The 12,785-nt window shown below is 40.6% G+C and carries 9 protein-coding genes; 6 read left to right on the top strand and 3 right to left on the bottom strand.

Annotated features, from left to right (window positions below; translation table 11 throughout):
* The first annotated feature begins 9 nt into the window (after positions 1 to 9).
* The 3 genes from ACVWYN_RS18040 to ACVWYN_RS18030 all read left to right on the top strand — a co-directional run bounded on the left by ACVWYN_RS18040 (position 10) and on the right by ACVWYN_RS18030 (position 2,802).
* On the top strand, positions 10 to 1,359 hold the full coding sequence (locus tag ACVWYN_RS18040; protein WP_457290287.1) for an efflux RND transporter periplasmic adaptor subunit: 1,350 nt from the start codon (positions 10 to 12) through the stop codon (positions 1,357 to 1,359).
* A 79-nt stretch (positions 1,360 to 1,438) separates the two neighbouring features.
* Positions 1,439 to 2,437, top strand: a complete 999-nt coding sequence (locus tag ACVWYN_RS18035) for an NAD(P)H-dependent glycerol-3-phosphate dehydrogenase (protein ID WP_457290286.1) — start codon at positions 1,439 to 1,441, stop codon at positions 2,435 to 2,437.
* A gap of 47 nt (positions 2,438 to 2,484) precedes the next feature.
* Positions 2,485 to 2,802 carry a hypothetical protein gene (locus ACVWYN_RS18030; RefSeq protein WP_457290285.1) on the top strand — a complete coding sequence of 106 codons (318 nt, stop codon included), beginning with the start codon at positions 2,485 to 2,487 and terminating at the stop codon, positions 2,800 to 2,802.
* A gap of 53 nt (positions 2,803 to 2,855) precedes the next feature.
* Here ACVWYN_RS18030 and ACVWYN_RS18025 read toward each other — a convergent pair whose 3' ends face one another.
* Positions 2,856 to 4,754 carry a DEAD/DEAH box helicase gene (locus tag ACVWYN_RS18025; protein ID WP_457290284.1) on the bottom strand — a complete coding sequence of 633 codons (1,899 nt, stop codon included), beginning with the start codon at positions 4,752 to 4,754 and terminating at the stop codon, positions 2,856 to 2,858.
* A gap of 84 nt (positions 4,755 to 4,838) precedes the next feature.
* Entirely contained in the window at positions 4,839 to 5,297 is a 459-nt protein-coding gene (locus ACVWYN_RS18020; RefSeq protein ID WP_457290283.1) for a DUF4293 family protein, read from the bottom strand.
* Positions 5,298 to 5,381: 84 nt separating this feature from the next.
* On the opposite strand from ACVWYN_RS18020, the gene truA reads away from it, so the two are divergent.
* The 3 genes from truA to ACVWYN_RS18005 are packed head-to-tail and all read left to right on the top strand — an operon-like array spanning position 5,382 to position 8,263.
* Complete coding sequence (truA, locus tag ACVWYN_RS18015) at positions 5,382 to 6,152, top strand: tRNA pseudouridine(38-40) synthase TruA (protein ID WP_457290282.1); 771 nt, start codon at positions 5,382 to 5,384, stop codon at positions 6,150 to 6,152.
* Between the two features lie 3 nt (positions 6,153 to 6,155).
* Positions 6,156 to 7,934, top strand: coding sequence for an ABC transporter ATP-binding protein (locus ACVWYN_RS18010; RefSeq protein ID WP_457290281.1), 1,779 nt, complete (start codon positions 6,156 to 6,158; stop codon positions 7,932 to 7,934).
* A 56-nt stretch (positions 7,935 to 7,990) separates the two neighbouring features.
* Entirely contained in the window at positions 7,991 to 8,263 is a 273-nt protein-coding gene (locus ACVWYN_RS18005; RefSeq protein ID WP_457290280.1) for a hypothetical protein, read from the top strand.
* 65 nt (positions 8,264 to 8,328) lie between these two features.
* Here the strand turns inward: ACVWYN_RS18005 and ACVWYN_RS18000 are convergent, their stop codons facing one another.
* Positions 8,329 to 11,616 (bottom strand): VCBS repeat-containing protein, encoded by a 3,288-nt coding sequence (locus ACVWYN_RS18000; protein WP_457290279.1) that lies wholly within the window; start codon positions 11,614 to 11,616, stop codon positions 8,329 to 8,331.
* Between the last annotated feature and the right edge of the window lie 1,169 nt (positions 11,617 to 12,785).

Below are 12,785 nucleotides of genomic sequence, written 5' to 3'. Positions count from 1 at the left end.
TAATAACAAATGAAACTAAAACCGATATTAATTGGGGTTGCTATAATCATAGCTTTACTAGTGGTTGCAAAACTTACCGGCCTTATTGGAGGCAAGAAAGCAGAAAAAGTGACCATTGAAAAAGCCGCAGAAAAAAAGGTTATTGAAACCGTTACCGCAAGTGGAAAGATCCAGCCGGAAACAGAAGTAAAACTAAGCTCTGAAGTATCGGGTGAGGTAATTGAGTTATTGGTAAAAGAAGGTGATGTGGTAAAAAAAGGCCAGTTGCTTTGCCGTGTTAGACCAGATGTTTTGAAGTCGGGTTACGATAGGGCTACTGCTTCTTATAGTTCTCAAAAAGCTGGCGTGGCTTCTTCACAACAGATGCTTGCACAGGCTCAGGGTAATATGGTTAATGCAGAAGCAACCTACAAACGTAACGTAGAGCTTTTCAATAAAAAAGTAATCTCCGCTTCGGAGTTTGATGCTGCTAAAGCTGCTTACCTCACTTCGAAGACCAATCTTGGTCGCGCTAAGGAAGATGTTACTGCTGCTAAATTTATGTTGGCGCAATCTGGTGCAAACGTTCAGGAAGCAGGGGCAAACCTAGCAAAGGCAACGATATTCGCGCCAGTAAATGGGGTGATCTCAAAATTGTCTGTAGAGTTGGGCGATAGGATTCTGGGTACCGCTCAAATGGCAGGTACTGAGATCATGCGTATCTCTAATCTTTCCTCTATGGAAGTGAACGTAGACGTTAACGAAAATGATATTAACCGCGTAAATGTGGGTGATAGCGCGGTAATTGAAGTAGATGCTTTTGCAGATAAGAAATTTAAAGGTATAGTAACTGAAATTGCAAGTTCTTCTAAAGACGTAGGTACTACAACCAGTGTAGATCAGGTAACCAATTTCAATGTTAAAGTACGTATCGTTGCAGAGTCATATAGTAATGTTAAAGGCGGCGCTAAAGATTTGCCTTCACCATTCAGACCAGGGCTTTCAGCAACTGTAGATATAGAGAGTGAGTCGTTAAACGGTCTTGCGATCCCTATACAATGTGTATTTACAGAAGATAAAAATAAGGCGGCAAAAGAGGGGGAAAAGCCAGCTAACGACGCCAATCAAGATAAGCAAAAAGCAAAATTGAACGACAAGACAGTTAAGCAATATGTATACCTGTACAGTGCAGATGCAACGGTGAAGCGTGTTGAAGTAACCACAGGAATCCAAAATGATCAGTACATCATTGTTAAAACTGGCTTAAAAGCCGGACAAGATGTAGTTACTGGTCCATATTCAGCTATCCAGAACAAGTTAAAAGACGGCATGAAGGTTGAAAAAACTACTAAGGATCAGCTGTTTGCAAGCCCTAAGTAAATTTGATATTATCAGTCATTTTAAATAAGTAAATTGCCCCGGTCTAAAACATAAGACCGGGGTTTTTTATTTATACACTATGACACCTAAAGTTGCAATGATTGGCGGCGGTAGCTGGGCTACTGCAATCATAAAAATGCTTTCTGATAATACAACACCTAAGGACATCTTTTGGTGGATGAGGAATTCAGAAGCCATTGCGCACCTACAAAAGTATAAGCACAATCCAAACTACCTGAGTTCAGTAGAGATCCGGATTCCAGAAGACCATATTTCTAACGATCTATCGGCCATTATTGAAAAAGCAGACTATATCATATTAAATGTTCCTGCCGCATTTCTAAAAGAAACGCTGGTGGGGATAACGACAGAACAATTGAAGGGCAAGAAATTTATTTCCGCAATTAAGGGTGTTGTACCCGATGAAAATTTGATCATTGGTGAGTTTTTAAACTGCAAGTACCAGATCCCGTTAGAGGATATTGTTGTAATAAGTGGCCCATGCCATGCCGAAGAAGTGGCATTGGAGAAGTTGTCTTACCTCACCATAGCTTCCGTTAACTTGCCGCTAGCGGCTTTCTTTGCAAGCCTCCTCAAGACGAGGTACATTAAGACAAATATATCTGACGATATCTTCGGTACTGAGTATGCTGCCGTGCTTAAAAACATCTATGCCGTTGCCAGCGGCATTTGTCACGGGGTAGGGTATGGTGATAACTTTCAGGCAGTGCTGATCTCCAATGCAATCAGGGAAATAAAACGTTTTGTTGATGTTGTACATCCTATTAGCCGAGATATTAAAGAATCTGCGTACTTGGGCGATTTGCTGGTAACGGCGTATTCTCAGTTTAGCCGTAACCGTACCTTCGGTAATATGATCGGTAAAGGCTATACGGTGAAATCCGCACAGCTGGAAATGAACATGATTGCAGAGGGGTATTATGCTGTAAAATGCATACACAAGATAAATAAAAAATACAAAGTGAATATGCCCATATGTCAGGCGGTATATTCTATACTTTACGAAAAGCAATCTCCGCATGTAAAGATGAAACAGCTTACCGAACTGTTAAATTAAGCAAACAAAATCTTCCTACAATTGTTTTTAGTATAAACACTAATACTATGAAAACTAAATATTTAAAGGGTTTCTTTATCATTGCCCTTAGTACTGCAACTGCATTTGGTAGTTTCGCACAGGAAAAAAAGAAAACCGTTGGACAGACCATTGATAATACGGCTAAAAAGGTAGGTAATAAAACTGCTGAGGTTGCGGTTAAAGGAAGCGCTAAAGTAGTCGATAAAACCTGGAAAGGTATGATGGCTCCAGATGGTACAAATGTGTATATCGATGGAAGCAACAGGAAATATTACGTGAACAAAAAAGGTGGTAAAGTCTATTTGAAATCATTTCAAATTAAACCAAGACCAGCATCTAACTAAATAAGAAAGCGCTTCAGAGATTCTCTGAAGCGCTTTCTTATTTAGTTATGTAATTAAGATCTGCGTTTTCTATCACTGCTTCCGCTATCACGACGACCGCCTGCACTTCCGCCACGATCATCGCGACTTCTTCCAGAGAAATCTTTGAAACCACCACCGCTGCTGCTGCCACCTTCACGTTTTCCGCTTCCGCCGCTGCTTCTGCGTTCTCCGCTTCCACCTTCACGTTTTCCACTGCCGTAACTACCGCCACCGCCGCTTCTTCTTTCACCACCACCACTAAAGCCACCGCGACTACGACTAGCGCCGCCTCCGCCATCACCTTCAGCAGTTTTTTCAATTCTTACTCCGCGGTTGTTGAATTCAACACCTTTGAAATTGTTGAACAGGGATTCTACAGTTGCATTTTCAACTTCGAAGAATGAATACACACCTTTCAAGTCAATTTTGCCAATGCTTTTTCCACTGATCTTTCCGTTATTGCAAACAAAAGATAATAGATCACCTCTTGTAAAATCATCAACAGAGCCAAGGTTAATGAATAAGCGGGTATAACCTTCACTGTTTCTTGAACCACGTTCTCCACGTTCACCACGCTCTCCGCGTTCACCACGATCATCGCTAGTAGAGTTCAGATCAGGAGCATTTTTATAGTAGTCTAAGAAACGATTAAACTCCAGCGAAGCAAAGCGCTTAATCACATCATCTTTAGATAAGTCCTTAAACTCATCCATGATGCGTGGCATGTATTGTTCAATTTGTTCGTCGTTAACTTCTACATTGTGAACTTTATGAACCAAACCAAACAGTTGTTTCTCACAAACATCAAATCCTGTTGGAAGCTCTGCCTTTGTAAACTGCTTGCCAATAATTCTTTCAATCTGACGGATTTTGCCAATCTCTTTTGAATTAATGATACAGATAGAGATACCGGTTTTTCCGGCGCGACCAGTACGGCCACTTCGGTGGGTATAACTTTCAATCTCGTCAGGTAAAGAATAATTGATTACGTGCGTTACATTGTTTACATCGATACCACGCGCGGCAACATCAGTAGCAATTAACAACTGCATGTTACGGTCGCGGAAACGCTGCATCACCTTATCGCGTTGTTGCTGAGAAAGATCTCCGTGCAACGCATCTGCATTGTAACCATCTTTGATCAAGTGCTCCGCAACATCCTGGGTATCCAGTTTGGTTTTGCAGAAAACAACAGCAAAGATTTCAGGATTAAAATCTACGATACGCTTTAAGGCAGCATATTTATCTCTTGCACGCACAATATAGTACTCATGCTCAATATTTACGTTACCTGCATTTTTGGTACCCATGGTTAACTCTACAGGAGAGTCCATGTAATTTTTAGCTATTCTTCTAACCTCTGGAGGCATTGTAGCGGAGAATAACCATGTTTTTTTGTCATCAGGAGTAGTGGAAAGAATGTCGTTGATGTCCTCCTGGAAGCCCATATTTAACATTTCGTCGGCTTCATCCAAAACTACAAATTTCACGTTACTGAAATCTATAGCCTTGCGGCCAATAATGTCTAACATACGGCCCGGTGTAGCCACAACTATTTGTACACCGATTCTAATTTCACGCAACTGCTGCATAATGTTTGCACCGCCGTAAACGGCAACAACATTAGCACCAGAGATGTTTTTTGAGAAATTCTTGATGTCACTGGTAATCTGTAAGCAAAGCTCTCTTGTAGGGCATAAAATCAGCGCCTGCGGCTTATTGCTCTTAAAGTCTATCAATTCCAACAGCGGCAAACCAAATGCGGCTGTTTTTCCTGTTCCTGTTTGGGCCAAACCAACAAAATCGTTATTGCCCTCTAACAGTACAGGAATACTTTGTTCCTGAATAGGTGTTGGATTTTCGAAACCTAAATCCTTTACAGCATTAACAACGTCATCACTTATCCCCAATTTACTAAATGGGTTTGTCATGTATTATAATTTATTAAGCCGCAAAGGTACAGTTAATAATTGGTATTTTACTGTAACGTAACTAAATAAAAATGAGGAGTTTAATTATCTTAGTCTTTCTGCTGATCTTAACAATTGCTCGTCTTTTGTAATACCCCTCATTGCGAGTGCGCAAAATATAATCGCCAACAGGGGTAAAGCGATGCCCGCTTTGTAAGATGCCAGTTCTAATCCGCCCGGAATTTGCTGGGCGAAATTGAAGGTCCAGAATGAAATTCCTACGATCATGGCGATTAAAGCGCCGATCATCCTTTTCTGAAAAGTCCTGCTTTTGAAATTGAAAATGATCGCCAGGGCCAATATCGCCAGAGCCACCACAGAAATATACAGCGGCCTAAACGAGTCGATCTTTGTGGTCACCCCGTTTTCCTGCTGGAATAACCCAGTAGCCTGGATCCAGAACTCTTTTGTCCCATTAACAGTACCTATAACCGGGACAACTAAAAGTAATAACAATGTTAGCGAAGCTAGCAGCAACCAAACAGACTGAATTCTCTGTATCATATCAATTCCATAATTTTAACAAAGATATTAAAACACCAAAACTAAGCAATCTAAAAATAGATTTAGAACGTTAGATTTGTAGCATTGGACACAACGCGATATTTTATTGAGCTGGCTTACAACGGCACCCAATACCATGGATGGCAAATACAGCCTAACGCCCTTACGGTACAGGAATGTTTGGATAAGGCCGTGTCTACCTATTTTAGGCAACCTGTTGCAACGCTCGGCTGTGGGCGTACCGATGCCGGGGTGCATGCCACGCAGTTCTTCGCGCATTTCGACCTGAATTTTGATGATCAGCAAATCGCTCCTGATGCCTTTACACTGAGCAAAGCAGTTGGCGGAATTAATTCTCTATTGCCTTATCAGATTGCGGTAAAACAGATTTTTCCGGTACATGCTGATGCGCATGCCAGGTTTGACGCAACCGAAAGGGCTTATAAATACTATATTCACTTTCAAAAGGATCCGTTTAAGTTGGATAGATCTTGGTTGTTTAAAGGTAGTTTAGATGTAGCCCTCATGAACCAAGCCGCTGCCATCCTGCTCCGTCACATTGATTTTTCCTGTTTCAGCAAATCCAATACGCAAACCTTTACCAATAATTGCAATATCACTGAAGCCTTTTTTACAAATGATGATGGTGCACTTTGCTTTACTGTTCGGGCCGACCGGTTTTTACGGAATATGGTGCGCGCAATTGTTGGTACACTGGTGCGAATTGGAAAAAATGAAATTAACTTAGCAGAATTTGAATCTATTATTGCCAGTAAGAATAGGAGTAAGGCAGGTCAGTCAGTCCCGGCCTGCGGTCTTTACTTGGTTAGTGTTAAATATCCTTATGCCAATTGATCTATGTCTAAAATAACGGGAGATGTCATAAATGTAGGTTTGCTGAAAAGGGTTTTTCAATATGTTAAACCTTACCAACGAACCTTTATCTGGTCGGTCGTGCTCACCATACTCCTCGCGGTTATTGCCCCATTGCGACCAATTATCATCGGCTATACTTTAGATCACTATATTTTTGCAGGCGATTATCCTGGCTTACTCAACATGACGCTGCTCATGCTTTTCCTGTTGGTTTTGCAAACTGCATTTCAATATAGTCATACATTGCTAACTAACACCATCGGACAATCCGCAGTAAAAGACTTGCGGATCAATGTGTTTAATCATATTACTAAACTAAGGCTAAAATATTTCGACAATACACCAATCGGACAGTTAATTACCCGTACGGTCTCTGATTTGGAAACTATTGCAGAGATCTTTTCCGAGGGATTGATTATGATAATAGGAGATGTACTGATGGTAGTCGTTATTATTGCAGTCATGTTGGCTCGCGACTGGATGCTCACTGTCGTAGTATTATTGCCCGTGCCTTTTCTGATCGTGGCCACCTCTATTTTTCAGAAGGCTATTAAAGTAGCATTCCAGCAAATTAGAACAGAAGTTTCTAACCTTAATACCTATTTGCAGGAACACATTACAGGTATTTCCATTATACAATATTTCGCGAGGGAAGAGCAAGAATACAACAAATTCGTCAAGATCAATGCTCGATACAGAGATGCCAACATTCGATCCAATTGGTACTACTCTATATTTTTCCCGGTTGTAGAGGTGATTTCAGCAGTGTCTACCGGATTATTGATTTGGTACGGTTCCAGGTCTATCCTTGCACACCCGATAAATATAAAGCCAGGTATCATTACAGAATTTATCATGTACCTCGGTATGCTGTTCAGGCCAATCAGGGAGTTGGCAGATAAGTTCAATACCTTGCAAATGGGTATGGTAGGAGCAGAGCGTGTGTTTAAAGTTTTGGATACTGATGATGTTACCGAAGATAAAGGAACCTTCGTGCCACAAAACATGAACGGGGCAATCTCCTTTGAAAATGTATGGTTTGCCTATAATGAAGAAAATTACGTATTGAAGGACATCTCCTTTAGCGTAGAAGCCGGTAAAACTATCGCGTTGGTAGGAGCAACGGGAGCTGGTAAATCTTCAACCATAAATATCTTGAACCGTTTTTACGAGATTCAGAAAGGGGAGATCCAAGTGGATGGCGTGAAAATCCAGGATTATGAATTGAATCACCTGCGTAAAAATATCGCAACTGTATTGCAAGATGTATTCTTGTTCTCAGATACAATCTTTAACAACATTACATTGAATAACCCTGATATACAGATGGATCAGGTGGTGGATGCTGCCAAAAAGGTTGGCGCGCATGAATTTATAGAAAGGTTGCCTGGTGGTTACCAATACAACGTAATGGAACGCGGCGCTACACTATCGGCTGGACAAGCTCAATTGATTTCCTTTATCCGTGCCTTGGTTTACAATCCAGCTATTTTGGTGCTGGACGAAGCTACCTCATCTGTAGATACAGAGACGGAAATGCTGATCCAGCGCGCCATTGAAAACCTGATGCAGGGGCGGACTTGTATTGTTATTGCTCACCGATTGTCTACAATACAAAAGGCAGATCAGATTTTAGTGTTGGATAAAGGCGAGATCAAAGAGGGTGGTACACACCAGGAATTGTTAAAGCTAAACGGTTATTATAAACGATTGTACGACCTTCAATTCAACTCAGTAGGTATCAAAACGCCTGTTTATTAGGGTATTCCGGTTTAATCATATATTATGCCTACCTTTGCTGGTTAATGGAATAGTATATGAGTGATTATAGTGAATTGATATTAAACGACAAAAATTCCGGTAAAATACAAGATCTTGAAAATGCCCTTAATGGGGTTGAAGTAACGTATGCGCTTTGGCTTAATGCCAGGAAGAACAGTCAGACTGGCGAACAGCCGGACAGGCTTGGAAATTATTTCCGTTATTTTTATAATGAAAAGGGTATTCAGTTTTATGTAAAGGATGAACTTCCTCGCGACATCAGAAATGCTTGCTGGTCTGCTTACAGGGCTATCTTCGGAAATTCTTAACCAGTTTTAACCTGGAATAAAAATGGCTGCCCCTAGACAGCCATTTTTTTCGTTTCAGACTTTTTTTATCTAAGCTGGTAAGCAGTTATGCTACTTTGATTGACACCAAAAAGCAGTTTGTCTTTGATCAATAATGCACTTCTTATGTCACCTTGCAGTTTAAAACCAGATGCCGTTTGCGGTACATAAGTGAAATTCCCTTTTCCATCATTTTTCAAAAGTACCCCAAAATTGGCGTCGCTTTTTCCAAACTTTAACCGTGCTTTATTCATGTTTCCGCATAAAAGTAAATCCTTGTTGCCGTCTTTATTATAGTCTACCGTCGTGATGGTAAATATGGGGGCATATTGTACCTGTGCAGGCAAGGTAATCTCCTTAAACTTTCCCTTGCCATTATTAACAAAGGCTACGGTCTTTAAGTAGTTCGCAGACAACTTGGAAGCACCCTGCATCTCCTCAGGTTTAAAAATATCCTTCATCCCGGCATCAGCGTAGCTTTTGTAATCATCAAACCTAGTGCGCATGATACTCATTTGATCTAATAGCTCATCACGTGATACATAAGGATGACTTTTTCCTTGTATATAAAAACAAAGAATTGGATCTACCGAACCATTGTCGTCAAAATCCTTAAAATATAATTCTGCTGGTTCTTTGTCACTGACCTTGCACTGTGTATTTAAACCCATATTTCCTGCAATAAGATCAGGCTTGCCATCACCGTTTATATCTTCCAGCAGGATTTTGTTCCACCAGCCGGAATAATTCCTGCCTAAGTATGCTTTGGTTTTATTTACCAGCTTTCCATTTTCATTGATCATTACCGTAAGCGGCATCCATTCTCCAGCCAGTACCAGGTCTGGTTTGTGATCTCCATCCAGATCGGCCCATTCAGCATCAGTCACCATCCCTATTTTTTGCAGCTGCGGGGCGATGCTCGCCGTCTGATCACTGAAGCCACCTTTACCATCTGCGATCAGTAGATAACTCTGTGGCGTTTCTGGATAACTTCCGGGAATTACCCTGCCGCCTACAAATAGATCGGTAAAGCCATCACCGTTTAAATCGCCTGCGGCCACACAGCCTTTACTGCTTAGCATAACAGGTAATTTAATGGGGCTTTTGCGGAAATTGCCCCTCCCATCACCAATATAAAGTCTGTCCTGCAATAGTGGATCAACTGTTAAATAGTTGCTGTATCCGCCGCTGGCCACATACAGATCTGTCTTTCCATCACCATTGGCATCAAAAAATACGGCATCTGCATCCTGTGCTTTCCCTGAAGCAATAAAAGCGGGATTGGATTTCGCGGTAAAAGAGCCATTCTTGTTTTGCAGGAACAACATCCCATGCTGTTGTTCATCGCCGCCAACATATACGTCTTCCAGTCCGTCGCCATTTACATCGCCTTTAGCCATGCATGGTCCGCCAAAAGAAAGCGGATTGGTGAGTAAAGGCTGACGTTTAAAATCATTGATGCTATTTTTAGGTTGGCTAAAAGCAATTGGAGATTTCGTCTCTATAAATAATGAAGGAGCAGGTTTTTTGGACGCTGCCGGCTGTACCGCGTTTTTTTCTGCAATTAACAGTGTCTGGTTTGTCTTTACTTTGGTTAAGATTTGCTGTTTTCCACTTGCCCATATAATTTTAAGAGAATCTATTTTGGCTTTTTCAGAAAGGCCGAAGTGTAAAACCGGACTAACGCTTGATTCATAACCCCTTGATGGGTTTTGTTCCAGGTATTGTAGCTTGCTTCCGGTGTACAGCCATAATCTTGCGCCAATTCCCTGCGTGTTACGGCCCGCACCATTTAGTTTAACTTTAAGGAACTGATTCTTGTTTTTTTCAGCGGTTCTGTTCTGATACACAAATGCCGGTAAGTTCATGTTGTTCACCACAAGGTCCAGATCGCCATCATTATCCAGATCTGAATATGCCGCACCATTACTGTTGGAAGGAAGCTCGATACCCCAATCTGCTGTTTTATTGGAGAAGGTCAGGTCGCCATTGTTCTTAAATAAGTAGTTTTTTACATTAGAAGAAGGAATCTTATTGATCACCTCCAGCAAGTTTTGTCGGACTATCTCGGGGTCAGTTTGTCTTAAAAAATCCCCTTGAAATTTTAGGAAGTCCATATCGGTGTAATCGCGCAGGTAACCGTTACTAACGAAAAGATCTTTAAAGCCATCATTATCATAGTCGGCAAATAAAGGTGCCCAGCTCCAGTCTGTATTTGAAATGCCTGCCAATTGTCCAATTTCGCTGAAAGTCCCATTCCCGTTGTTAATTTGCAGCATATTGCGCATGTCTTGTTGGTGAAAGCCCAGGTTTAGCCTCAAGTTGTTGTATTCGTAATTATCGGGAGCAAACAATTGTTTTTGACGGTGGTTATCTTCAGGCAGCATATCCAGCGTAAGTATATCGGCCAGTCCATCATTATTAATATCAGCAATATCATTGCCCATGGAAAACATAGAAGTATGGCCGATGCTGCTGCTCAGCTGATCAGTAAAGGTGCCGTTGCCATTGTTAATATACAGGTAATCTGGCGCTGAATAATCGTTAGACACGTAGATATCTGGCCACCCATCGTTATTTACGTCTGCTATTCCGGCGCCTAGGCCATAAATAAAAGAAGTATTGAGTAAGCCGGCCTGATCTGTAACATCTTGGAATACATTATTGTTGTTCTTAAAAAGTTTTACCCTGATTTTTGGTGCTGGTTCTTTCAGTACTGTGCGGGCAGATTGCTCATCTAGCGTTGTAAAAACTTTTGGGTTGTGGTTAAGCAGAAAAAGATCCAGGTCATTGTCCTTATCATAATCAAAGAATACTGCTTGGGTGCTGTAAGAGTCGTCATTCAAGCCATAAGCGGCGGCTTCTTCTTTAAAAATGGGTGCTCCAGATGGGTCATTGCCCTGGTTAATGTATAGTTTATTTTGTCGGTTAGGTGCAGGGAGCCCACCAGAATAGCACTGGTAAATGTCCAGTTTTCCATCGCCGTTTACATCAGCCATAGTTACTCCTGTTTTCCAGGAAACCTCGATTTCGTCAAATCCCGCTTTAGCTGTAATATCTTCGAACACCATTTTACCTTTATTAAGATACAGCTTTGCAGGAGTCATATTTCCTGAGAAATATATATCATCTAATCCATCGTTATTCAGGTCGCCCACCGCCACACCGCCACCGTTATAAAAATACTGGTACGACATGACGTTGGCATGTGCGTCTTCGGTAATGACATTGTTAAAATCGATGTGGGTTTTCTCTGAAGGCAGTAAAATAAAAAGCTTGTTTTCGGCCTGTCCATCATGATTATTTTTGCAAGAGACCAAAAATAAAAGACTCAATGTAAATAAGCCTTGGGTTAATTTAGAGTACTGGTACATTTAGTTACTGATAGTTTAATTTCTGATTAAAGATAATAAACTATTTCAAAAATCATCACGGCCAATACATGGAAATTAATGCTTAAAAGTACGATGAATACAAAGGGTTAGTAAATGTTGATTTGTTGATAAAAACTTAACAAATCCGAACATATTTTTTATTAAATTGTTGTCAGAAAATAAGGCCTAAAAAAGAAGAAAGAATCGGCTGTTAAAAAGAAAAAAGTCCTGTGAGCGGGATATCCGTGAAGGGCAGGCAAAACATAAAAGTAGAAGTGCTCTTTAAAGCGAGGGTACTCAAAAAATTTTTAGAAAATGATAGACAAAAGGAGTAGAAAGCGTAGTTTTTCTGCTCCTTTTTGTATTTTAAAGGGTTCGTTGGCACGATACCCGAGACGGTTGTTATTAATCCCAGTTCGGTGACTAAGTTCCACAAGGAACACTGAAATATACCGGTCTGTTGAATTTATTCTGTTAAAGAATTTAATTCAAAACCCTGGCGGTTTTTAATACGTCAATGAACTTCTGCTGCCCGCTATCCCAGCTGGCAGTTTAAATCTAATATGTCGACTAATTAAAATATTGAAACGGGTGCTATGCCTATTATTTTTAGCTGATCAGCGATGGCGGAGCGCGTTCCGGATGCCAACAAATTGTTCGGATTTAACCGACAGATTGTTATAATTGTGGCTTATAAAAAGCTCGTTTGATTACAGGTACAAATGTAGGAAAAATAGTTGACATTTCCAAATAAAATCATAGATTTTTTTGAATTAAATAGTCTGATTTACAGTATGTTAAATATATTTTTTGCATTTCTGAAAAGGTCGTTTTTATACCTTATTTATTAGCTGTTGTCGTACTATAATTGCCGCTAAAATTTACCAGTAATGTCAATTTTTTTAAAGTCCTGTTAGAAGGGAGTTTAACTCCGGGTTCATTTGTTTCTTGCTCGTGGTTTAGTCGTGGTTTCTGCGACTTAAGGTACCTCATACACGAAGAAACCATGGCTAAACTGCATTTAAACCTCCAATGTGTCTAGTCCTGATATAGCTTTACACTAATCCTGAAAAAACTTGACATCGTCCTAAATTTAACTTTACATGTACTGATTAAACATTACACGCTAA

The organism is Pedobacter sp. UYP24, from assembly GCF_054057295.1.
The sequence above is the reverse complement of the archived record's forward strand: the minus strand, read 5'-3'. Positions and strand labels throughout refer to the sequence as shown.

What these genes read in the sequence shown, in the direction of transcription:
- ACVWYN_RS18040 (WP_457290287.1), top strand. Translation starts at nt 10, where the DNA reads ATGAAACTAAAACCGATATTAATTGGGGTTGCTATAATCATAGCTTTA.
- ACVWYN_RS18035 (WP_457290286.1), top strand. Translation starts at nt 1,439, where the DNA reads ATGACACCTAAAGTTGCAATGATTGGCGGCGGTAGCTGGGCTACTGCA.
- ACVWYN_RS18030 (WP_457290285.1), top strand. Translation starts at nt 2,485, where the DNA reads ATGAAAACTAAATATTTAAAGGGTTTCTTTATCATTGCCCTTAGTACT.
- ACVWYN_RS18025 (WP_457290284.1), bottom strand. Translation starts at nt 4,754, where the DNA reads ATGACAAACCCATTTAGTAAATTGGGGATAAGTGATGACGTTGTTAAT.
- ACVWYN_RS18020 (WP_457290283.1), bottom strand. Translation starts at nt 5,297, where the DNA reads ATGATACAGAGAATTCAGTCTGTTTGGTTGCTGCTAGCTTCGCTAACA.
- ACVWYN_RS18010 (WP_457290281.1), top strand. Translation starts at nt 6,156, where the DNA reads ATGTCTAAAATAACGGGAGATGTCATAAATGTAGGTTTGCTGAAAAGG.
- ACVWYN_RS18005 (WP_457290280.1), top strand. Translation starts at nt 7,991, where the DNA reads ATGAGTGATTATAGTGAATTGATATTAAACGACAAAAATTCCGGTAAA.